This is a genomic window from Arcobacter sp. ISO1 (assembly GCF_058105185.1).
Genome location: NZ_CM176573.1, coordinates 597842 through 618114 on the forward strand (window position 1 = coordinate 597842; position 20273 = coordinate 618114).

The following is a 20273-nucleotide window of genomic DNA, read 5'->3' on the forward strand; positions in this document are numbered from 1 at the left end:
ATGAAAGCGATGAACTTTTGTTCTTCAAGAAAAAATATTACAACTATCAAAACTTGAAGTGCCAAATTGTCACCTCAAGTTTAGTAATGAAAAATAAAACTTAAAAAGAGTAAAAATTACTCTTTTTATATCTCTTACAGTTTAGAAATTATGCTAAAATACAAAAAAGTCAAAGACCTTTAAAACTTTGACTACTTACCTTCTTCTTATTTAAAAAAGAAGAAATAAAATGGAAAACAATGATACAAGAACAAGCTGCAATAGATACAATCACACAACTTATACAAGTTTCAGTTGCACCGGTATTTTTAATAGCAGGTGTTGCGGGACTTTTAAACGTATTTACAGGACGTTTAGCACGAATTATTGATAGATTAGAGAAGTTAGATAACTCATTAGTTAAAGCAGAGCAAGAGAATCCAGATTTTAAGATAAGTGTTGCACAAGAAAAAAGAAGAAACTTTTTAGTAGGACGTATGCAAAACATAAACAGAGCAATCTTCTTTGGTACAACCACCGGTTTTATGATTGCCTTGGTTATCCTAAGCATTTTTGCAAGTTCATTGATGAATTTTCACGCGCATCTTGTGATATCAGTTTTATTTATTTTTTCTATGATTTCATTAATTATTGCACTACTTTTATTTCTAAGAGAGATATATGATACAACATCATTTATCAAAGGGAAAAGCCACAATATCAAATTAAAGTAGTGAATAAATCTTCATTACTTTACATTTTCTTCAACTTGTTATAAAATCTATATTATGGAAATAGGAAACAACACTTCAACCTTCGGCTACAATGTCGACTATTTTTCAAGGGCAAATGCTCAAAAACAAATTGTGTCAGAAAATAATGGGACACAAGAAGATACAAGAGGTCTTGAAAAGAACAATGCCTCAACAAAACCTGAAGAAAATAAAGAACAATCAAATAAAAACAATACAGAACTAACTCAAGATGAGAAAGTTCAACTAAACCAATTAAAAGCTGCAGATACAAAAGTGCGAGCTCACGAAGCGGCACATCAAAGTGGACCAGCAGCTTCTGGAGGGGCTTCATTTACCTATGAAAAAGGACCAGATGGAGTTATGTATGCAGTTGCCGGTGAAGTTCCCGTTAGAATACAAACAGGCTCAACTCCGCAAGAGAGTATCTCAAATCTACAAGGTGTCATTGCAACAGCCCTAGCTCCGGCAGACCCAAGTGGTCAAGATTTATCTGTGGCTTCAAAAGCAAGAGTTATGCTAATGAAAGCTCAGCAAGAATTTGCACAAGAGATGCAAGATAAGTTATCAAAATCAAATGAATATTCCCAAAATGCAATAAATCAGTATGAACAAAACAGCACTTCTTCATCAAAAGAAGAAAATGCTGAAACCATTGCTTAGTTAATTTTAAATTTACCCTTCAAAAAATATAGGAATAACAGAAACTAAAAGTAAAATAGCCATAACTCTATTAAAGCATTTTAGACTTTTAGTATTTTTAATAAATCGTTTTAAAAATACTCCACCTATGGCCCAAGTATTACATGAAACAATAGCTGAAAGTAAAAAGATAAAAGCCAAAATCAAAATTTGTCCATAGTTATCCTCTTTTGCTGTTATAAAAATAGAAATTGCTGTAACACCCATAATCCAAGCTTTTGGATTAACCCACTGAAATATAGCTGCTTGAAGAAAAGTAAAAGGTCTACTATCTTCATCCTCTTTTACATCATAGGTGCTTATATTTGTAGCTATTTTATATGCCATCCAAATAAGATATAAAATCCCAACTATTTTTAATACTGATAAAACAATAGGATATTTTTCAAAGATTATTCCCATGCCTAAACCAATTAATAAAATCATAATAGGGAAACCAACTATAATTCCACCTATATGAGGAATTGTTCTTTTAAAACCAAAAGTTAAACCAGAAGATAAAAGCATTATATTATTAGGTCCTGGTGTAATTGCACTTGTAATTGCAAATGTCCCTATAGAAAAAAGCATTGTAAGGGTATAAAAATTTTCCATCTATTTCTCTCCATATAATTTTAAATAGATTCTTTCTCCAAAAGAGTTAACAACCAATGCCGAAACAATCAAAAAGGAAGCAAGAATTTTTATTAGACCAATTTGTTCATTAAATATAAAATATGAGCCCATAAGTCCAAAAATTGGTACTAGCAATGAAATTGGAGCAACACTAGACACAGGATATTTATGTAACAAACTATTCCAAACCCAATATCCAAAAAGTGTTGTTGGATATACTTGAAAAAGAATTGAAAATATTGCTGTATTATCTAAATGTTCAAAAAAACTTGTAAATACAACTTCTCCATGTGTTAAAAAAGCCAATATAAATAGTGGAATAGGTGAAAAGATACTAGCCCAGACCATAAAAGAAAAAAGGTTTGTTGTTCCCGCTTTTTTCACAATTATATTTGTGAAACTTAGAGATACAGCTGCAATTAAAATCAAAACTAATCCAATAAGAGTAACAGAGCCATCAGTTACACTAATAATCAATGTCAAACCTAATATAGCTATTGCAAATGCAAATTTTTTTAAAATATCAATCTCTTCATTTAAAAATAGCCCCGCGAGAATAACAGTAAAAAAAGCACTAAACTGTAAAACAAGTGATGCCATTCCTGCTGAGACTCCAAAATATATACCTAAAGATACGACTCCCCATAATCCTACACCAAAAAGCAATCCATAAGTGATGATATATTTCATACTTACATCTGGCTTTTTAATAAAAAATATCAATGGTAAAGAACATAATAAAAACCTCATTCCTGATAGGATAAATGGGTCAAGAGAAATTAATCCAAGTTTTATTACAGAGAAATTAACACCCCAAATAAATGTGATTAAAATAGCTAATAAAAAATCTCTTTCTCTCATAAATACTCCTTTTTTAAATGGAAATATATTTTAGCAGTAAAAAAGATTTTACTCTTTACTATTTGTGCTTTAAAAATTATCTATTTTTGTCATAAAAAGTGTTATAATTTGTTTTACTTTTTACTAAAGGTTGTTGATTTTGCAAAAAAGAAAGACATATAATAAAAATATTCAAATAGTAAATGACACTATGTTTTATATCTATGAACATATTGATACAGATATAAATATAGATGAACTAGCAGCAAGTTTTGGTATGAGTAAGTTTCATTTTCATAAAGTATTTAAAGAGTTTATGGGAATAAATTTATATGAAACAATAAAATCAAATAGATTACAAAAAGCCTCAAATCTTCTTTTGACAAATAAATTTTCTACAATTACAGAGATTGCTAACTTGTGTGGATATAGTTCTCAAACATCTTTTATCAGAGCTTTTAAAGAGAGATTTCATCAGACTCCTAAAAATTGGAGAAATGGTGGATATAAAGAGTATTCAAAACTAATCTTAGAAAAATCAATAATCTCATTTTATAAAAAACCAGATTTTGATATGATTGAACCAAAAATTCTCAAAAGTACTCCCAAAAAAATGTATTATATTCGAAATAGAGGCTATCTAACAAAAGATGTAAAAAGAGTATGGAGACAACTATTAGCATGGGTTTATACAAATAATATTAAAGAATATGATCAAATAGCAATCTACCATGACAACCCTACTATAACACCCCATGAAGAGTGTTCTTATGTAGCAGGGATTATTCCTAAAGAAGATATAGACTTATCAAATACCAGCTTACCATCTTTTATGACTCCTGAAGCACTATACGCCACATTTGAAATTAGTGGAGAGATAGGAGATGTTCTTAGATTTATTCGGTGGGTATATCATGAATGGTTACCTAAAAGTAATTTTGAAACTACTATAAAACCATCTTATGCAATATTTAAAAAGAATCAATTTTTAGAAGAGGACGAGAAGTTTGAAGGAACTTATTATATCCCTATTCAATACATTTAATCAATAACTCAAATAATTCTTAAAATCTTTGTGATAAACTACATCACTTTATTTTGGAGTTCAAGATGTTTACAGAGATAATTACACCCAGATTTTTAGAAACTGATGCCCTAGGGCATATAAATAATAATTCTTATGGGGTATGGTTTGAAGCTGCAAGGGATAAATTTTTTCGTATTTTTAATCCCAATTCAAATATAAAAGAGTGGAATCTAGTTATGGCTCATAGCTCTTTTGATTTTTTGAATGAAGTTTTTTGGGGAAAAGATGTTGTTATAAAAACAGGAATCTCAAAAATTGGAAACTCTTCAATTGAATTAGTTCATGCCGTTTATCAAGACAATAAGTTATGTACAACAGGAAAGGCTATAATCGTTCATTATAATTTTGAAACGAAACAATCAATGAAAATACCTGATGGTATTAAAGATAAATTAGAAGAACACTTTTTTCAAAAAGCTTGGCCTAAAGAGATAAAAGAATTAGGAGATTAAAATGATAAATATAAATAGACTAGATCATTTAGTTCTAACAGTAAAAGATATAAACAAAACTGTAGAGTTTTATACAAATATTCTTGGTATGCAAAAAGAGATTTTCAAAGAAAATCGAATTGCTTTAAAATATGGTAATCAAAAAATAAACCTACACTTATTAGGAAAAGAGTTTGAGCCAAAAGCTTTTAATGTAAAAGAAGGCAGTGCCGACCTATGCTTTATTGTTGAAGAACCTATTGAAGATATCTTTGCTTTTTTAGTTTCAAGAAATATTGACATAGAAGAGGGAATAGTTAAACGAACGGGAGCAAATGGGCCTATACAATCAATTTATATAAGAGACCCAGATTTAAATCTTATAGAGCTATCTACTTATCTCTAAAACCTTTCCTACTACATGAACCTCATCTTTATTATAAACTAGATGTGAAAATTCTGGGTTTATAGAAATAAAGTTTTTAGAGGCTTCATCATATTTTTTCACCCACATTTTTCCTTCAAAATGAACCACATAAATTTTTTCATCAAAAAGTATTTTTTGTGACAAATCTACAACAATAACCTCTTTATCTAAAATCTTTGGTTGCATCGATTTTCCATCTACAATTAGAGCAAAAAGAGACTTTTCACTATACTCGTCATCTATTGATTGCTTTTTTATAAGTAGTTCTTTTGCTTTATTATTATCAAAAATATCTTTGTATTCTAGTTTTATAGTATCTATTTTAAATCCTTTTTATAAGTAATATTACAAAAATACTCTTGTGAAGAACTAAAAAGATATAATTTAAAATGGAATTTGATTTTTTAATTTATGTCACTATTTTCTTAACTCTTGCTGCTTTTGTTCATGGAAGTGTAGGATTTGGCTTTCCTATGATTGCAACACCCCTTATAGCTATGTTTACAGACTTACAAACAGCAATTATCTATACACTTATTCCAACACTACTTGTAAATATACTTAGTATTAGAAATGAAGGGAACTTTTTTGAAGCAGTCAAAAGGTTTTATCCTTTAGCTATATTAGCTATGATTGGTAGTGCAATAGGTACTCAAATCATAATTCACTTCAACACTGATTTATTCAAGTTTATTCTTGTATTTGTAATTCTCTTATATTTATTTTTCGATTACAAAAAAGTAGAGTTTCCTTTTATCAAAGAGAACCCTAATATCTCTAAAACTATATTTGGAATTGGTTCAGGGATAATTGGAGGTCTTACAAATGTAATGTCAGCTACATTAATCATATATGTTCTAGAATCAAAGTTTACAAAAAAAGAGATAGTCCAATCTTTTAATATCTGCTTTTTCTTTGGGAAAATTGTTCAAATTATTCTTTTTACTAGTGCAGGTATTTTTACACAAATAGAGATATCTCAATCTTTAATCCCTTTAATTTTTATTTCAATAGCCATATTTATAGGTATTAAAATTAGAAATAGAATAGATCCTATCGCTTATGCAAAAATGGTTAAAGGTGTACTTTTTTTAATAGCAATTGCCCTTTTTATTCAAACAATTTAAATATTTGAATTAAAAACTATTTATCTAAAAAATTGTTTTTGATTCTTTCTAAAAGATTATATACCAGCTCTTTTTCATCTTGTGTAAAACCTTTATATGTCAAATCCAAAAGTTTCTTAGAAATCACATCTATTACAATATATTTTGTATCAAGACCTTTTTTTGTAAGCCTTACTAAAGTACTTCTACTATCATCTACATTTTTTAACTTTTCAAGAAGTTCCATTTTTTCTAATTTATTAACAAGTGCCGTAACAGTTGACTTATCTTTATTTATCTCTTGGGTGATTTTACTCATAGGAACACCCTCTTCATTATTGTAAAGAACTACAAGAATACTTCCATGAGAGGGTGCCAAACCATTAAGATTATGTTTTTTTAATTCATCAACAATAAGCTTATTTGCACTATTCTCAATAGTTGATATTGTTGAAATAATCGAATTTGTTTTAATCATTAGTTTTATATCCTACTATTTTTTTAAAATAATAACTATAATTTCTTTAAAAGTGTGAAATTTTATCAAAACTTACCATTATCATTTAACCATTTTTTTCGTGGAGGAATCTCTTCAATTGTATCCCAATGCTCCACAATTTTCCCATTTTCAACTCTAAAAAGGTCATAAAAAGAGTGTGCTTTTCCATGCCATGAACCTTCACTTACAGTTAAAACAAAATTACCTTCCCCAAGTATCTTATGAACTTTTTCGTAAATAAACATATCATTTTGACTAATTAAATACTTAATTGCTGCGTTTAGTCCATCAAGTCCATCTTTTATAAATGGATTGTGTTGTATATATTTTTTAGATGAAATATATTCTGTGATTTTATTAGGATTTTTGCCAAGTAATATATCTTGAACAAAATTTTTGACTAAGTCTTTATTTTGTGAAGTCTTTTCTAAATCAGTAATATTAGTTTCTCCATCAACTTGAGTTCTTCCACTAGCAGTTTTTTCTACAATTTTTTGTAGGTTATCCCAGTGTTCTACAATTTTCCCATCTTCAAATCTAAAGATATCGAAACCAACCTTTGGACCAAAAAAGTTGTATTTTGTATGGGTAAATACAAAATCACCATCTTCAAATACCCTTTTTATCTCAACTTTGGCACTATCTTTAGGAAGTTGAGATAAAACCTCACCAAATCCAGATAAACCATCTTTAACAGCTAAATTATGCTGTATATATTTATTAGGGTTTATATACCCTACTGGCTTTGTATTTCCATTTTCTATAGAGTTAAGTAACTCTACAACTTTTTGCTTATTTGTACCCATGTTTTTCACATCTATTTGTTTTGAAGTCGCACATCCTGAAAAAACAGAAGTAATGATAAATAGTGACAAAACTGTTTTTGTATTAAAAAATTTCATTTTAATCTCCTTTTATTTTCTTATTTAGTTTGATATCAAACTAAATACATAGAAGAATTATAGTTTGATATCAAACTAATGTCAAGTATATTTATTAAATTTATATGAAATTTAGTTAATAATAGAGAGGATTAAAACTCATCCTCTTTATGATAGTATTTATTTACTCCATTAAACCCTTCTAAAAAATATAAAAAATGATTTATGGTTCTAATCTCATCTTCACTAATTTGGTCTTTTAAGCTTGGCATTGTATCAAAGTGTTTTACAACACCTTCAAGACAAATTGATTTTGTTTTATCAGGATTATTTACATAATCAACTAAAAAATCTGCAGTTTCCATTAAGTGAAACTCCATATCAGTAGGACTTCCTACTTGAGATTTTAATCGATATGAGATTTGATTCCCCGTTGGGGCTAAAAGTTTTAGGGTTTTATTATCCTCTTCTAAAAAGTTTTTTAAAAGAGATTGCATCTCAATAGATTTTTGATGGCAACTATTACATTTTGCTTCAAATATCTTTTCCCCCTCATTATACAATTCTCTATCAAATTCATCAGGTAAAGCTAATAAAGAACCAACAAAACAGAAAAATAAAACTACAACTTTCATCATTTCTCCTTTTTATTTAACAAATTAAACATTTGAGCTAATTTTTCAAAATCCTTTTCATCTAGGGTGTAAACTTGCGCTTGCATAATACCACCTAAACCACTTATGTTTTTATTACTATTTTTGTACTCTTTTAATGATTTTACAAACTCTTTTTTTGATAATTGTGAAATTAGAATACTTCTACCTAATCCAGGGATTTCCCCTTTTGGTCCATGACAGGCAACACATCTTTTAAAAACATCATTTATATCATTTGCGAATAGATATGAACATAATGATATGGAAAAAAATAATGTGAAAATTTTATTCATATTTATTGCTCCTTTTAGTGCATTTTTAGATTATATTTAAATGCAAACAAATTAAACTTATATTTTTTTGTTAAATAAAATTCTTATTTTATGACTTGTTTTAAAGGAATTTGATTAACAATAAGATAGAATGTTATACAAAAATAAAATAAAGATTAAAAATGAGTTCAGAAAGAAAAGTAATAGTTCTATTTTTATTGTTAATAGTATTTATTGTTGGCTGTGTTTATTATCATTTACCTGAAATTATGAGAAAACAACAAGAGCTTCAAGTTGAACCTAAACAAGAAGTAATTTTAGATAATATACAAGAACAAACTTTAGCAGATGAAGAAACTAAAAAAGAAGTAGAACCTGTAATTAAACAGGATGAAACTTTAATTGAGCCTAATAAGACAACAAAAGAAGATACTCCTACAGTAGAAGATTCTACTGATGAAACTCAAGAGGTAGTAACACAAGACCCTACTTTAAAAGAAAAGATTGTTGAAGAGATTATTGAAGAACCTAAAGAACCTTTAATCAAAACACCAAAAGATTATATTAGAGAGGGTGATGAAAAAAGGATTGAAGAGTTATCTTTTCCAACACAGGAACTTCAAATCAAAATAAATGAGTATATTGATAAGAATCCAATCTCATTTAAAAGAGGTAAATATACAATTGCAAATAATAAAAGTGTTAACTCAATAAAAGAGATTGTTAGAATTTTAGAAGAAAACCCAAATATAAAATTAGAAATTGCAGGGCATACAGATGCAGCAGGTTCAAAAGATGTGAACTTAATATTTTCCCTTGAAAGAGCGAAAACAGTTGTAAAAGTTATGAAAAACCTTGGAATTGATGAAAATAGAATTAAGGCTAGAGGATATGGTGAAGGTATCCCAAAAAATGCGAAAAATGTTTATTCTCCTGAAAACAGAAGAGTTGAATTTAATATTGTAGAGGAATAAAAAGTGATAGAAATAGCATCTCAGATGATTTTATGTTTAGTAATTGCAGCGATAATTGGTATCCTAATTGGATTTATAATAGGAAAAGCTTTTGCAGGAGATAGAACACCTATTTATAATACTGTAACAGCACATGGTGGTGCAGCAGCTGGTAATATCTATAATAAACCATTAATTAGAAGTGCCCCTAGACCAAATGGAAAAGATGGATTAAGTAATATTGAAGGCATAGATGCTGAGTTAGAAGAAAAACTAAATGAATTAGGGATTTATCATTTTGATCAAATTGCTAAATGGAGTTCTAAAAATTGCCACTGGATTGAAGAATATTTAACTTTAGAAGATGACCAAATAAAAGAACAAAACTGGGTAGAGCAAGCAAAAGGCTTATCAACTATTGTATAACCTTCTGCCTAATTAAAGTTTTCACACAAACTTCTATCATATTATAAACCTTATCAAACCCTTCAAATCCATCAAAGAAATAAGGGTCTGGTACATCCTCTCCATCAAAACCAAAATCACCTAACTTAAGAGGGTTTTTACAACCTAGTTTTTTTAGATTTTTGATATTTGAATCATCTAGTCCTACAATAATGTCATATTTTTCAAAATCTTCTACTTTTACCTGTCTTGCCCTTTGAGTAGAGATATCAAGTCCATTGTTTTTAGCAACTTTTATAGAATTTTCACATGGTGGCTCGCCAATATGCCAGCTTCCAGTTCCTGCACTTTCACATATTAATTCAATATTGTTTTGATTACAATATTCATTTGCTATACCTTGGGCTAATGGTGACCTACAAATATTACCTAAACATACAAAAAGTATCGATTTCATTTGCTTTTTAATCCTATATCAATATATTTTCTAATCTTACTTATCTCTTTTAAATCTAGCTTTCCAGTTAGAATTTCCTGGGAATCATCTCTAATCTCATCTCCCCATGGTGAAATTATTCCACTTCCTTTTGCCATATTTTCATCTGCACTATTAGCTGTTAATACATAACATTGATTTGCTACAGCTAAGGCTTTAGTCATTGTTTCATAATGGGTTTTTCTTTTAGCTCCCCACATAGATGGATTTAAAATCAAATCTGCCCCTTGAACTTTTAACCAATATTTAGGAAATCTAATCTCAAAACAAATTAATGTGGCAATTTTAATCCCATCAATTACTATGATTTTCATATTTTCTAGTTTACCTTTTGCAAAGTGTGAAGGCTCATCACCAAGGGGGAATAATCTATGTTTTGATTGTCTATGAATAACTTTTCCCTTATGAAAAATATACAAAGTGTTGTAGAATTCAATATCCTCTTTTTCAATAAAACTTATTGCTATTGTTTTATTACATGAAAGTTTTTTTAGTTTTTTCTTTGCTTTTATCGTAAATTCTGAAGCTTCATCCATCCTATCATATGAAAATCCTGTTAAACAAAGCTCAGGTGCTAAAATAAAAGAACCCTCTTCACATTTGTTAATTAGTTCTAATAAATTATCAAGATTTTTTTTAAAGTTTTTTTTAGTTTTTGTTTGAAGTGCTATTAATTTCATTCAATACCTTTTTTATCAAATTTTCTACTGCATTTTGATACGTAAGTGCAGTTGCGTGGGAACTTGCTTCATATTTTGTAACAATTACAGGATTTGTATTTGATGCTCTAATCAATGCCCAGCCATATTCAAAAATGATTCTTATACCATCAACGCAAATTATATCATTTATAATAGGAAATCCCCTTTGAGGATTTGTAATCAATTTGTTAAGTTTATCTATAATTAAAAATTTATCCTCATCTTTAACCTCAATTTCTATATTTGAACTTGTATAAACTTTTGGTAGTTTTTCCACCTCTTTATCTAAGTCAAAGCCTAAATAAATCAATTCTAAAACTCTCAAAGATGCATATATAGCATCATCAAAGCCATAATATCTATCATTAAAAAAGATGTGTCCTGAAACCTCAGCTGCTAAATCAGCATTTAACTCTTTTAATTTAAGTCTTAAATTTGAGTACCCAGTTTTATTCATGATAGTTGTACCATGAGTATTTATTTCATCAAAGATATTTTGTGAATAGGTAACTTCCCCAATAATAACTGGATTTTTCATTGTTTTTGAAAAGAGATAAGCTAAAGTATCCCCTTTTATATCATGTTTTCTAGTTAATACAGCTATTCTATCTGCATCTCCATCAAAGGCAAAACCAAGATTTGAATCTATCAGTAAAGACTTTAAATCAATTAGGTTTTCATTTTTTGAAGGATCGGGATGATGATTTGGAAATTCTCCATTTGGCTTAGTAAAAATTGCTTTATAATTTAAATCTAGTTCATCAAAGATTTTGGTTATAACAGTATCAGCTACCCCATTTCCACAATCTATTGCAAAGGAGCAAGGAAGTGATTTTAGGTGTTTAAATTCATTTACCATAAAATCAATATATAAAGATTTTGCATCAATTTTTATAGCTTTAAAATTATCTTCTATTTCAATATCTTTATTTTTACTTATCTCTTCATAAAGAGCAAGTAATTGTTTATCAAAAAAAGGTTCATTTTTAAAGGTAATTTTAAAACCATTATATTTTTTGTCATTATGACTACCTGTTATCATAATTGAAGCATTGGGCTTGATTTTTTTATCATCTATTTTATACTCTTGATATGAAGCAAAATAATTAACACCCGTTGCAACAAGTCCTATATCAAGAACATTACAAGATGCTTTATTTAATCCAGAGATTAAACCATTAAAAAGCTCTTTAGAGTGGCTCCTAATATCATAGCCAATAACAATATATAAATCTTCGTTTATCTCTTTTTTAAGTCTAATACCAAGAAAATACCCAATTAGCTTTGCTTTTTCAAAATCTAATTGTGCAGGGACAAGCCCTCTAATATCGTATTGTCTAAATATGGTTTTATCTATCATGCATCTCTTCTTCTATAATAATAACTATTATTATACTCTAAAGTTCTTTTCTTCTAGATTTAATAAAAACTCTTTTTTATCAATACCACTTGAGTAACCACCTAAAGTTCCATTTTTTTGTATTATTCTATGGCATGGGATTAAAATAGAGATCATATTTTGACCATTTGCATTGGCAACTGCTCTAGAAGCATTTGGTTTTTTTAGAAGTTCCGCTTCATCTTTGTAAGATATTTTTTCACCATAGGGTATTAGTTGTAAAACCTTCCATACATCTTGTTGAAAAGGAGTACCTACTAACTGCATTGGAACTGTAAACTCTTTTCTTTTTCCTTCAAAATACTCATCTAGCTCTTTTTGTAAACATTCAAAATATTTATTATGAGCGGGAATAACTTGGGCATCAAAAAACTTTTGAATCTTTTCAATTTGTTTTTCAAGATGCTTTGAATTAAAAAAACTCAATAAACAAATCCCTTTAGAAGTTGCTGCACATAACATATCTCCTAGAGGCGTTTTAATAGTAGATGTTGCTAAAATATTTTTCTTTTCAGCTTGTTTATAGGGTCTCATAAAATCTCCTTAATAAGGGAGAATTTTAACATAAAAGATATAATATCCTATGCAAAATGAGATTAATAAAAAAATAAAAGTTTTATATGTTGAAGATGATGATATTGCAAGAGAAAATGGTTTAGAGTACTTAGAAAACTATTTTGAAAACTTATATGAAGCATCAGATGCATTAACAGCTTTAAAACTTTATGATGAAATTAAACCAGAAATTATAATTACAGATATACAAATGCCAAAATTAAATGGTTTGGAGTTTATAAAAAATATAAGAAAAAAAGATAAAAAAACCCAAGTTATAGTATTAAGTGCATATTCTAATAAAGACTATCTTTTTTCAGCCATTGAATTAGGTTTAGTAAAATATTTAATCAAGCCCATAAAAGAAAAAGAGTTTGATGAAGCTTTAAATCTTTGTATACAATATATTGAAAATGATAATTCAAACATTATTCATCTACCTGAAAATTTTATTTTTGATTTATATAACAAAACCTTAGTAAAAAACGGTGAACTTGTAAAATTAAGAGCAAAAGAACTAGAACTACTATTTTTACTTTTATCTAATAAAAATAGATATGTTACATATGAAGAGATTGAAAACTTTGTATGGAAAGACTCAGTGATGACAAAAGATGCATTAAAAACTTTAATGAAAAATTTAAAAACAAAGATACCAAAAGATATAATTCAAAATCTTTCGGGAGCTGGGTATAAAATTGATGTCTGATTTAAATATAGTTTTAGCCTATGGTATAACTTTTGGAATAGTTATAATGACTATAGTCTACACTTTTGTTAGATATATCTACTCTAAAGAGCTATTTTATATTAGTTATTGTTTAACACAGATTTTCTCTTTAATTTTTATAGTCTCTACTAGTAAATTGTTTAATATACCCCATTATGTAGAGCAAATCTCATTATTATTTGCAACTTTAAGTTCTTTAGTTTTTGCAATTGGATTTTATGAAGGTAAATTTTTTCCAAAATTAGAAAACTTTAAAGAATTAGTTATAAATACAATCATTTTAAATATCATTATATTAACTGCTTTTTATCATTATATACTTTTTGAATATCTTCCATATACAATTATCTATGCTATTTTATTCATATCTGTTGCTTTTAATTTACGAGATGGTTTTAAAGCCAATTTTGTTTATGTAATAGGTTGGTCGTTTTTTTGTTTTATTGTATTTGTTTTTGATTTTAAAACCTATTATGAGCACCAAGGTTTTATGGATTTAGTTTTAGTTGCTTTTGCTATTGAAGCAATATTATTTACTTTATCTCTTGCTTATAAATACAATACTCTACAAAAACAAAACAAAAGTTTTGAGAATATGCTTTTACAACAATCAAGGCTTGCTAAATCAGGTGAAATGATAGAAAATATCACACACCAATTTAGGCAACCACTTAACAATATTTCATATATTTTAATAAATCTAAAGAAAAAATATGAAAATAAAAAACTAGACAGTGAATATTTTGAAAAAAAAGTAAATCAAGCAAATAGTCAATTGGATTTTTTATCAAAGACAATAGGCGATTTTAAAGAGTTTTACGCACCTTCTAAGAAAAAAGAGTATTTTAGTATTAAAGAAGTAATTGAAAATGTATCTACAATTTTAAGTGCAGATTTGAAAAAAAGAAATATTCAATTTCTTATTGATTTTAAAGTAAGTGAAGATATAAAAATGTTTGGGATAAGAAATGAACTTTCTCAAGTTTTATTGGCTTTAATATCAAATGCAAATGATGCATTAAAAGACACAGAAAAACCAATTATAAAAGTTGAAGTTGATTCAACATCTGCTGAAGTTATACTCAAAGTAAAAGATAATGCAGGTGGTATTAAAAAAAGAATTATGGATAAAATTTTTGAACCATATTTTACAACTAAAGAGAATGGTTCAGGAATTGGTTTATATTTAACAAAAATTATTATAAAAGATAGTTTTAATGGAAAAATAGAAGTGGATAATGATAAAGAAGGAGCTGTTTTCTCCCTCTTTATTGAAAAAGCTATTTAATTAAATCATTTCTTGGATAAATAAAAGAGCTTTCTTTTATCACACTTATTTTTGGGTTACTTTTATCATAAAATTTAATTTTAGTTTTTAATGGTGTATCTTTTTTATTTGATAAAAACATTTTTTCTTTTACTTTTATGATTAAAACTGTTTTCACTCTTTGTTTTGGATTAAGTTTAACTTCTCTAAATCTTTTCACTTCATACTTTTCTTTATCCATCAATTCAATACCTAGATTTAGAGTTTTTCTACTTGTATTATGTAAAGTAACTAGATAGTTATTTGAAACCAAACCATTTTCTTCAATATTGTAAAGTTTTGTAGTTTTATTTATATTAACTAAAAAGTCTTCTTTCCCTGATGCAAAATATCCCGCTAAAACTATACAAAAAACTAAAGATGATAAATATGCAATATTTCTTTTTGAAAAAATAGTAGTGATTCTTTTTTTAATTACTGAATTTGTACTTCCCCATTCAATAAGTGAAGGTTTTCCAAGTTTACCCATCACTGTACTACAAGCATCAGAACACTCTAAACAGTTAATACACTCAACTTGCAAACCTTTTCTAATGTCAATATGGGTTGGACAGATTTTAACACATGCTTCACAGGTTGTACACTCTTCATTTGATACCCATTGTTTTACATCAAAAATAGATTTTTCACCCTTATTGTAAATATCACCACCTCTATTAGTATTGTAAACAACTTGTTTAGTATCATCATCATATAAAACTGACTGTATTCTTGAATAAGGACATGCAAAGGTGCAAAAATCTTCTTTCATAAAGATAATGTCAAAAACTAAAAATAATGCAATACTTATAATAAACATATAAAGAATAAAATGTTCACTTGGATTTTGTAAATAATTAAAAAAATCTTCAGGAGGAACAAAATACAACATAAAGTTAGAAGCAGCAACAAAAGATAATATTGTCCATAAAATCACCCCGATATATTTTTTCATTTTATTATTGTTTTTTGAATAATCGATATCTTTTTGTTTATTTTTTATTCTTCTTAAACCTAAAAGCCATGTCTCAATCAAGTCTCTGTAGATTACTCTAAATATAGTTTGCGGACATGCCCATCCACACCAAACTCTACCAAACATCGCTGTCATTGTGAAAATCCCAATAAATAAAAACATTAATAAAAATGGCATTACATATAGTTCGTTCATATTAAAAACAAATCCTAAGAAATGAAATTGCAATTTATCAAAGGATAAAAGCAAGATGTGGTTTCCATTTATAGTTATAAAAGGAAGTAGAAGTGTAAAGATTGTAATTACACCATAAGTTAAGTATCTTTTTTCAGAATAGTTCATATTTCTCTCCAAATTTTTTATAGTGACACTTTAATGACAAATAGTGTTCATTTGGTGGTATGAGAAATTTTTTTGTATTTTTTGTTATAATTCAAAGACAAGTTTACTAGGCTTTATTCTTAAAGCCCTTTAGTGTTTTGCTACTTTTAAATGGATTTTACATCCATTGATAAAAAGTAGATAGATAATAATTGCTCCCTTTAGATTGGGACAATTTAAAGGTAATTGCATGTTAGAACTTTCAAATATATATCTATTTTTAATAGCTTCGTTTTTATTATGTCTTGCCCCAGGGCCTGATAATATCTATGTATTAACACAAGGGATGACAAAAAGTAAAAAAGCTGCAATAGTAACTACCCTTGGACTATGTTCTGGGATTATACTACACACAAGTGCGGCTGCTTTTGGTATCTCTGTAATCTTTAAAACTTCCGAGATAGCTTTTAATATCGTGAAGTATGCTGGAGCTGCTTATTTACTTTATATAGCATATCAAGCTTTTAGATATAGAAATGAACCACTTGATTTATCTGTTCAAAATAGTAGTAATGAATTAAAAAAACTATATATAAAAGGTTTTTTTATGAATGTTTTAAATCCAAAAGTTTCAATTTTCTTTTTAGCATTTTTACCTCAATTTGTTACACCTGCAAATGGTAATGTGCCCTTACAAATGATATTTTTAGGACTACTTTTTATGGCAATGACTATTGTAGTTTTCTCTTCAATTGGAATTGCTGGAAATGTATTAAGTAAAAGATTAGTTGAAAATCCAAATATTGCAAAATATATGAATATCATAACCTCTTTTGTTTTAGGAGCTCTTGCAGTAAAACTAGCTTTATCCTCAAGATAAAGAATAGTTAATAACCTATTTAATTATAGAGGTGTATAATTAGATAAAGATTGTCATATAGGAGAAGTTATGAAAAATCATTTTATCTATTTAATAGGTACTATTTTAGTAATTAGTGTCAGTTCTTTATTTGCAGATACAAAACGGTACGAAGTTAAATCAGCAGCTATAACTTACAAAATTTCAGGTGATGGGTCAATAATGGGAATGCCTGCAAAACTATCTGGTAACAAAACACTTATTTTCAAAGATTATGGTGCCCTTGAATTATCTAAAGAACATAGAGTTCAAACAATAATGGGACAAGAAGAGATTGAAGATGAGATTACAAAATTTGATAATGGTGTAATTTATAGTGTTGATAATGAAGAAAATGTTATTTATAAACAAACTATTCCAAAAGATCAAAAAGATATATACTTTAATCAAGATGGTAAAAAAGGATTAGAATCCCTTGGCGGTGTAAAAGTTGGTAGTGAAAAAATAGCTGGATATAAATGTGATATATGGAATTTAAGTGGAGTTTCAATGTGCATTTATAAAGGGCTCCCTTTAAAAATAGAAACTGAAACAATGGGGATAAAAGAGACTCAAATAGCTACAAAAGTTCAATTAAATATTTCACTTGATGATAACAAATTTAAATTACCAAATTATCCTATTAGAACTATGAAAGATATAATGGAAGAGAATCAAAAACAAATGGAAAACTTACCTTTAGAACAACAAAAAATGATGGAAGAGATGATGAAAAGTATGGGTGGAATAGTTGAAGATGAAAAGTAAATTAGGATTAAACTAATGGCTTATGCCATTAGTTTACTTCATCACTATAAACACATACATTAAAATCTTCAACTAAACCATTTTTATCCACACATTGTGTTTCAAAAAAGTTAGTTATGTATGGTTTATTACAATGAAGTTCAAAAGCCTCTTTAGACTCCCAAATTTCATTAAATACTATAGGAAATGATTTACCCATTGCATTTGGATGCTCAATGTGTTTTGTAACAATATATTGAATACACCCATCTTCTCTTGTTGTTTGTGGTTCAAGACCTTGTAGAGTTTCTAAAAGCTCTTGTTCTTTCCCTTCTTTTGCTTTAAATGAAGCTATACAGTATATTTTTTTTGACATTATCTTATTTGTCCTTGACCATAAATTTTATATTTAAATGTTGTTAAATCATTTATTCCCATTGGTCCTCTTGAGTGAAGTTTATTTGTTGAGATACCAACTTCTGCTCCAAGTCCAAAAGCTCCACCATCAGTGAATCTTGTACTTGCATTTGCATATACACAAGCAGCATCTACCTCATTTAAAAATTTATTTACTATTGAATAGTTTTCACTAATAATTGATTCTGAATGACCTGAACCATATTTACCTATGTGGAAAATTGCTTCATCTACATTTTTAACAACTTTTATATTTAATATATTTGCTAAATATTCAGTGTCATAATCTTCATGGGTAGCACAATCAATTTCAATATATTCTCTAGTTACCTCACATCCTTTAAGTTCAGTGCCTTCTGCAATAAAAGCCTCATATAAAGGTGGTAAAATATAAGCAGCAACTTCTTTATGAACCAATAAAGTCTCCATAGCATTACAAACTCCAGGTCTTTGAACCTTTGCATTTATTGCTATTTCTATAGCTTTTTTATAATTTGCATCTTTATCAATATAGATATGACAAAGACCTTTATCATGTTTTACAACTGGTACAGTTGCATTTTCGCTTACATATTTAATTAATGCAGCTCCACCCCTTGGAACAATAAGGTCTACATATTTATCTTGCTTTATAAGATTTGCAACACCTTCACGACTTGAATCTGGTAGAAGTGAAATAGCTTGCTCTGGAAGTTTGTTTTTAGCTAATACATGTCTTAAAACATTTGCAATTGCATTGTTTGAGTGTTCAGCTTCTTTTCCACCCTTTAAAACACAAACATTACCACTTTTAAAACATAGGGCTGCTGTGTCTGAAGTAACATTTGGTCTACTTTCATAAATGATTCCAATGACACCAATTGGAATTGAAACTTTTTGAATATTTAATCCATTTTCAGTAACCCAACCATCAAGTGTTCTTCCTACTGGTTCTTTTAATGTTGCTATTTCTCTAATAGCATCAGCCATACCTTGAACTCTGTCACCATCTAAATATAACCTATCAAGTAAAGCATCTGAAAGGTTATTTAGTTTCCCTTCGCTCATATCTTTTGCATTACAACTTACAATAAAGTCACAATGTTCCATAAGAGCATCTGCCATTTCATTAAGTACTTTGTTCTTTACTTCACCACTAAGTGTAGATATTACTCTACTGATTTTTTTTGATTCTTCTAAGAATTGTGTCATGTAATTTTCCTATACTCTTTACATTTGAGAATATTTTATCTAAAAAAGCCTAAGAAAAGGGGAGTTTAGTTGAAAATGGCAGTGAAGGCTTCACTGCCAAAAAAGTATTATTAAAGTTGAGCGTTAATTTTATCCGCTAGTGCTTGTTTTGATTGAGCACCAATAACTTGGTCAACTATTTCTCCATCTTTCATAAATAAAATTGTTGGAACTGATCTAACACCATATTTTACTGCTAAATCTTGTTGTTCGTCTGTGTTTACTTTACAAATGTTTGCTTTTCCATCAAACTCAGTTGCTAGTTCATCAATTACGGGAGCAATCATTCTACAAGGTCCACACCATGGAGCCCAAAAGTCAACTAAAGAAACACCAGTTCCTACAGTTGCATCAAAGTTATCAGCTGTTAATTCAATATATTCTGCCATAAAACATCCTTTTAAAATTTTTTGTGCATGAATATTAACCTAATAGTGAACAAAAGTCAAGTACACACTAAATAGTATTATAGTTACTTTTAGGTAACTATAAAAAAGATTTATGTAAAATACAAATATTAGGGGAGAGATTATGATGGAAGCGAAAGAATATAACTGTTTTTTTCAATTGGCCACTGATATGATTGGTGGGAAGTGGAAAGGTATGGTTCTTTGGGCATTAAAAAAAGATGTCAAAAGAAATGGTGAATTAAAAAAGTTAATACCTAATATTTCTCAAAAAATGTTAACACAACAATTAAGAGAATTAGAAGATGTAGGTATAGTTGAAAGAATTGTATACCCAGTTATTCCACCAAAAGTGGAATATAAATTAACTTTAAGTGGTGAAAAATTAATACCCATATTAGAACAATTACATGATTGGGGGAAAGAGTTTGCAAAGGAGCATGATATAAATATTATAAAAGATGCAAATTGTGTGATTGATTAAT

Annotated in this window: 28 protein-coding genes; 13 read left to right on the forward strand and 15 right to left on the reverse strand. The window is 28.2% G+C overall.

Annotation, left to right across the window (positions count from 1 at the left end):
- The first annotated feature begins 239 nt into the window (after nt 1-239).
- Together AC2TY9_RS03020 and AC2TY9_RS03025 are read left to right on the forward strand one after the other, a co-directional pair.
- Nucleotides 240-713 carry a DUF2721 domain-containing protein gene (locus tag AC2TY9_RS03020; RefSeq protein ID WP_489779459.1) on the forward strand — a complete coding sequence of 158 codons (474 nt, stop codon included), beginning with the start codon at nt 240-242 and terminating at the stop codon, nt 711-713.
- 54 nt (nt 714-767) lie between these two features.
- Nucleotides 768-1394, forward strand: coding sequence for a putative metalloprotease CJM1_0395 family protein (locus AC2TY9_RS03025; RefSeq protein WP_489779460.1), 627 nt, complete (start codon nt 768-770; stop codon nt 1392-1394).
- A gap of 12 nt (nt 1395-1406) precedes the next feature.
- On the opposite strand, the gene AC2TY9_RS03030 is transcribed toward AC2TY9_RS03025, so the two are convergent.
- Nucleotides 1407-2027, reverse strand: a complete 621-nt coding sequence (locus AC2TY9_RS03030; protein WP_489779461.1) for a LysE family translocator — start codon at nt 2025-2027, stop codon at nt 1407-1409.
- Nucleotides 2028-2909, reverse strand: a complete 882-nt coding sequence (locus AC2TY9_RS03035; protein WP_489779462.1) for an EamA family transporter — start codon at nt 2907-2909, stop codon at nt 2028-2030. It abuts the gene before it with no gap.
- 139 nt (nt 2910-3048) lie between these two features.
- Between AC2TY9_RS03035 and AC2TY9_RS03040 the strand changes: the two genes are divergently transcribed.
- From AC2TY9_RS03040 to AC2TY9_RS03050, 3 genes are all read left to right on the forward strand, one after another.
- Nucleotides 3049-3933 carry an AraC family transcriptional regulator gene (locus AC2TY9_RS03040; RefSeq protein ID WP_489779463.1) on the forward strand — a complete coding sequence of 295 codons (885 nt, stop codon included), beginning with the start codon at nt 3049-3051 and terminating at the stop codon, nt 3931-3933.
- A gap of 65 nt (nt 3934-3998) precedes the next feature.
- Nucleotides 3999-4427, forward strand: a complete 429-nt coding sequence (locus AC2TY9_RS03045) for an acyl-CoA thioesterase (protein WP_489779464.1) — start codon at nt 3999-4001, stop codon at nt 4425-4427.
- 1 nt (nt 4428) lies between these two features.
- Nucleotides 4429-4812 (forward strand): VOC family protein, encoded by a 384-nt coding sequence (locus AC2TY9_RS03050; RefSeq protein WP_489779465.1) that lies wholly within the window; start codon nt 4429-4431, stop codon nt 4810-4812.
- Here AC2TY9_RS03050 and AC2TY9_RS03055 read toward each other — a convergent pair.
- On the reverse strand, nt 4795-5154 hold the full coding sequence (locus AC2TY9_RS03055; protein ID WP_489780397.1) for a S24 family peptidase: 360 nt from the start codon (nt 5152-5154) through the stop codon (nt 4795-4797). The genes AC2TY9_RS03050 and AC2TY9_RS03055 overlap by 18 nt on opposite strands.
- Before the next feature lie 68 nt (nt 5155-5222).
- Between AC2TY9_RS03055 and AC2TY9_RS03060 the strand changes: the two genes are divergently transcribed.
- On the forward strand, nt 5223-5960 hold the full coding sequence (locus tag AC2TY9_RS03060; RefSeq protein WP_489779466.1) for a TSUP family transporter: 738 nt from the start codon (nt 5223-5225) through the stop codon (nt 5958-5960).
- 16 nt (nt 5961-5976) lie between these two features.
- On the opposite strand, the gene AC2TY9_RS03065 is transcribed toward AC2TY9_RS03060, so the two are convergent.
- The 4 genes from AC2TY9_RS03065 to AC2TY9_RS03080 all read right to left on the reverse strand — a co-directional run bounded on the left by AC2TY9_RS03065 (nt 5977) and on the right by AC2TY9_RS03080 (nt 8268).
- Nucleotides 5977-6417 carry a MarR family winged helix-turn-helix transcriptional regulator gene (locus AC2TY9_RS03065; protein WP_489779467.1) on the reverse strand — a complete coding sequence of 147 codons (441 nt, stop codon included), beginning with the start codon at nt 6415-6417 and terminating at the stop codon, nt 5977-5979.
- Between the two features lie 65 nt (nt 6418-6482).
- A complete protein-coding gene (locus tag AC2TY9_RS03070; protein WP_489779468.1) occupies nt 6483-7340 on the reverse strand; it encodes a nuclear transport factor 2 family protein in 858 nt (285 codons plus the stop codon).
- A 131-nt stretch (nt 7341-7471) separates the two neighbouring features.
- On the reverse strand, nt 7472-7954 hold the full coding sequence (locus AC2TY9_RS03075; RefSeq protein WP_489779469.1) for a hypothetical protein: 483 nt from the start codon (nt 7952-7954) through the stop codon (nt 7472-7474).
- Entirely contained in the window at nt 7954-8268 is a 315-nt protein-coding gene (locus tag AC2TY9_RS03080) for a c-type cytochrome (protein WP_489779470.1), read from the reverse strand. The genes AC2TY9_RS03075 and AC2TY9_RS03080 overlap by 1 nt, the downstream gene beginning before the upstream one ends.
- Nucleotides 8269-8429: 161 nt before the next feature.
- Here AC2TY9_RS03080 and AC2TY9_RS03085 point away from each other — a divergent pair, with 161 nt between their 5' ends.
- Nucleotides 8430-9221, forward strand: coding sequence for an OmpA family protein (locus AC2TY9_RS03085; protein WP_489779471.1), 792 nt, complete (start codon nt 8430-8432; stop codon nt 9219-9221).
- A 3-nt stretch (nt 9222-9224) separates the two neighbouring features.
- On the forward strand, nt 9225-9626 hold the full coding sequence (locus tag AC2TY9_RS03090; protein WP_489779472.1) for a helix-hairpin-helix domain-containing protein: 402 nt from the start codon (nt 9225-9227) through the stop codon (nt 9624-9626).
- Here the strand turns inward: AC2TY9_RS03090 and AC2TY9_RS03095 are convergent.
- From AC2TY9_RS03095 to AC2TY9_RS03110, 4 genes are read right to left on the reverse strand one after another with little or no spacing between them, the layout of a single operon-like run.
- Complete coding sequence (locus tag AC2TY9_RS03095; protein WP_489779473.1) at nt 9616-10062, reverse strand: low molecular weight protein-tyrosine-phosphatase; 447 nt, start codon at nt 10060-10062, stop codon at nt 9616-9618. The genes AC2TY9_RS03090 and AC2TY9_RS03095 overlap by 11 nt on opposite strands.
- Entirely contained in the window at nt 10059-10781 is a 723-nt protein-coding gene (locus AC2TY9_RS03100) for a carbon-nitrogen hydrolase family protein (protein WP_489779474.1), read from the reverse strand. Before AC2TY9_RS03100 ends, AC2TY9_RS03095 begins: the two co-directional genes overlap by 4 nt.
- Nucleotides 10750-12162, reverse strand: coding sequence for a phosphomannomutase/phosphoglucomutase (locus AC2TY9_RS03105; protein WP_489779475.1), 1413 nt, complete (start codon nt 12160-12162; stop codon nt 10750-10752). Before AC2TY9_RS03105 ends, AC2TY9_RS03100 begins: the two co-directional genes overlap by 32 nt.
- A 30-nt stretch (nt 12163-12192) precedes the next feature.
- The gene (locus AC2TY9_RS03110; RefSeq protein ID WP_489779476.1) at nt 12193-12735 is read right to left on the reverse strand and encodes a methylated-DNA--[protein]-cysteine S-methyltransferase; all 543 of its coding nucleotides are present in this window, start codon (nt 12733-12735) and stop codon (nt 12193-12195) included.
- A 49-nt stretch (nt 12736-12784) separates the two neighbouring features.
- Here AC2TY9_RS03110 and AC2TY9_RS03115 point away from each other — a divergent pair, with 49 nt between their 5' ends.
- Together AC2TY9_RS03115 and AC2TY9_RS03120 are read left to right on the forward strand one after the other, a co-directional pair.
- On the forward strand, nt 12785-13465 hold the full coding sequence (locus AC2TY9_RS03115; protein ID WP_489779477.1) for a response regulator: 681 nt from the start codon (nt 12785-12787) through the stop codon (nt 13463-13465).
- Nucleotides 13458-14774: a sensor histidine kinase gene (locus tag AC2TY9_RS03120; RefSeq protein ID WP_489779478.1), complete on the forward strand. Its 1317-nt coding sequence runs from the start codon at nt 13458-13460 to the stop codon at nt 14772-14774. Before AC2TY9_RS03115 ends, AC2TY9_RS03120 begins: the two co-directional genes overlap by 8 nt.
- Here AC2TY9_RS03120 and ccoG read toward each other — a convergent pair.
- Nucleotides 14767-16110, reverse strand: a complete 1344-nt coding sequence (gene ccoG / locus AC2TY9_RS03125; RefSeq protein WP_489779479.1) for a cytochrome c oxidase accessory protein CcoG — start codon at nt 16108-16110, stop codon at nt 14767-14769. The two genes, AC2TY9_RS03120 and ccoG, sit on opposite strands and share 8 nt — an antisense overlap.
- A gap of 229 nt (nt 16111-16339) precedes the next feature.
- Between ccoG and AC2TY9_RS03130 the strand changes: the two genes are divergently transcribed.
- Both AC2TY9_RS03130 and AC2TY9_RS03135 read left to right on the forward strand, forming a co-directional pair.
- Nucleotides 16340-16969: a LysE family translocator gene (locus AC2TY9_RS03130; RefSeq protein WP_489779480.1), complete on the forward strand. Its 630-nt coding sequence runs from the start codon at nt 16340-16342 to the stop codon at nt 16967-16969.
- 69 nt (nt 16970-17038) lie between these two features.
- Nucleotides 17039-17755 (forward strand): hypothetical protein, encoded by a 717-nt coding sequence (locus AC2TY9_RS03135; RefSeq protein ID WP_489779481.1) that lies wholly within the window; start codon nt 17039-17041, stop codon nt 17753-17755.
- A 28-nt stretch (nt 17756-17783) separates the two neighbouring features.
- Here the strand turns inward: AC2TY9_RS03135 and AC2TY9_RS03140 are convergent, their stop codons facing one another.
- The 3 genes from AC2TY9_RS03140 to trxA all read right to left on the reverse strand — a co-directional run bounded on the left by AC2TY9_RS03140 (nt 17784) and on the right by trxA (nt 19770).
- Nucleotides 17784-18110: a putative quinol monooxygenase gene (locus AC2TY9_RS03140; protein WP_489779482.1), complete on the reverse strand. Its 327-nt coding sequence runs from the start codon at nt 18108-18110 to the stop codon at nt 17784-17786.
- Entirely contained in the window at nt 18110-19342 is a 1233-nt protein-coding gene (locus AC2TY9_RS03145) for a glutamate-5-semialdehyde dehydrogenase (RefSeq protein WP_489779483.1), read from the reverse strand. Before AC2TY9_RS03145 ends, AC2TY9_RS03140 begins: the two co-directional genes overlap by 1 nt.
- Before the next feature lie 110 nt (nt 19343-19452).
- The gene (gene trxA / locus AC2TY9_RS03150; protein ID WP_489779484.1) at nt 19453-19770 is read right to left on the reverse strand and encodes a thioredoxin; all 318 of its coding nucleotides are present in this window, start codon (nt 19768-19770) and stop codon (nt 19453-19455) included.
- A 142-nt stretch (nt 19771-19912) separates the two neighbouring features.
- Here trxA and AC2TY9_RS03155 point away from each other — a divergent pair, with 142 nt between their 5' ends.
- Complete coding sequence (locus AC2TY9_RS03155) at nt 19913-20272, forward strand: winged helix-turn-helix transcriptional regulator (protein ID WP_489779485.1); 360 nt, start codon at nt 19913-19915, stop codon at nt 20270-20272.
- The last annotated feature ends 1 nt before the right edge of the window (nt 20273 follow it).

Bases quoted from the DNA above. Each gene is read 5' to 3' on its own strand.
- AC2TY9_RS03020 (WP_489779459.1), top strand. From the start codon at position 240: ATGATACAAGAACAAGCTGCAATAGATACAATCACACAACTTATACAA.
- ccoG (WP_489779479.1), bottom strand. From the start codon at position 16,110: ATGAACTATTCTGAAAAAAGATACTTAACTTATGGTGTAATTACAATC.
- AC2TY9_RS03155 (WP_489779485.1), top strand. From the start codon at position 19,913: ATGATGGAAGCGAAAGAATATAACTGTTTTTTTCAATTGGCCACTGAT.
- AC2TY9_RS03105 (WP_489779475.1), bottom strand. From the start codon at position 12,162: ATGATAGATAAAACCATATTTAGACAATACGATATTAGAGGGCTTGTC.
- AC2TY9_RS03095 (WP_489779473.1), bottom strand. From the start codon at position 10,062: ATGAAATCGATACTTTTTGTATGTTTAGGTAATATTTGTAGGTCACCA.
- AC2TY9_RS03050 (WP_489779465.1), top strand. From the start codon at position 4,429: ATGATAAATATAAATAGACTAGATCATTTAGTTCTAACAGTAAAAGAT.
- AC2TY9_RS03115 (WP_489779477.1), top strand. From the start codon at position 12,785: ATGCAAAATGAGATTAATAAAAAAATAAAAGTTTTATATGTTGAAGAT.
- AC2TY9_RS03080 (WP_489779470.1), bottom strand. From the start codon at position 8,268: ATGAATAAAATTTTCACATTATTTTTTTCCATATCATTATGTTCATAT.
- AC2TY9_RS03110 (WP_489779476.1), bottom strand. From the start codon at position 12,735: ATGAGACCCTATAAACAAGCTGAAAAGAAAAATATTTTAGCAACATCT.
- AC2TY9_RS03025 (WP_489779460.1), top strand. From the start codon at position 768: ATGGAAATAGGAAACAACACTTCAACCTTCGGCTACAATGTCGACTAT.
- AC2TY9_RS03100 (WP_489779474.1), bottom strand. From the start codon at position 10,781: ATGAAATTAATAGCACTTCAAACAAAAACTAAAAAAAACTTTAAAAAA.
- trxA (WP_489779484.1), bottom strand. From the start codon at position 19,770: ATGGCAGAATATATTGAATTAACAGCTGATAACTTTGATGCAACTGTA.
- AC2TY9_RS03140 (WP_489779482.1), bottom strand. From the start codon at position 18,110: ATGTCAAAAAAAATATACTGTATAGCTTCATTTAAAGCAAAAGAAGGG.
- AC2TY9_RS03075 (WP_489779469.1), bottom strand. From the start codon at position 7,954: ATGAAAGTTGTAGTTTTATTTTTCTGTTTTGTTGGTTCTTTATTAGCT.
- AC2TY9_RS03085 (WP_489779471.1), top strand. From the start codon at position 8,430: ATGAGTTCAGAAAGAAAAGTAATAGTTCTATTTTTATTGTTAATAGTA.
- AC2TY9_RS03065 (WP_489779467.1), bottom strand. From the start codon at position 6,417: ATGATTAAAACAAATTCGATTATTTCAACAATATCAACTATTGAGAAT.
- AC2TY9_RS03070 (WP_489779468.1), bottom strand. From the start codon at position 7,340: ATGAAATTTTTTAATACAAAAACAGTTTTGTCACTATTTATCATTACT.
- AC2TY9_RS03145 (WP_489779483.1), bottom strand. From the start codon at position 19,342: ATGACACAATTCTTAGAAGAATCAAAAAAAATCAGTAGAGTAATATCT.
- AC2TY9_RS03120 (WP_489779478.1), top strand. From the start codon at position 13,458: ATGTCTGATTTAAATATAGTTTTAGCCTATGGTATAACTTTTGGAATA.
- AC2TY9_RS03030 (WP_489779461.1), bottom strand. From the start codon at position 2,027: ATGGAAAATTTTTATACCCTTACAATGCTTTTTTCTATAGGGACATTT.
- AC2TY9_RS03135 (WP_489779481.1), top strand. From the start codon at position 17,039: ATGAAAAATCATTTTATCTATTTAATAGGTACTATTTTAGTAATTAGT.
- AC2TY9_RS03035 (WP_489779462.1), bottom strand. From the start codon at position 2,909: ATGAGAGAAAGAGATTTTTTATTAGCTATTTTAATCACATTTATTTGG.
- AC2TY9_RS03130 (WP_489779480.1), top strand. From the start codon at position 16,340: ATGTTAGAACTTTCAAATATATATCTATTTTTAATAGCTTCGTTTTTA.
- AC2TY9_RS03060 (WP_489779466.1), top strand. From the start codon at position 5,223: ATGGAATTTGATTTTTTAATTTATGTCACTATTTTCTTAACTCTTGCT.
- AC2TY9_RS03045 (WP_489779464.1), top strand. From the start codon at position 3,999: ATGTTTACAGAGATAATTACACCCAGATTTTTAGAAACTGATGCCCTA.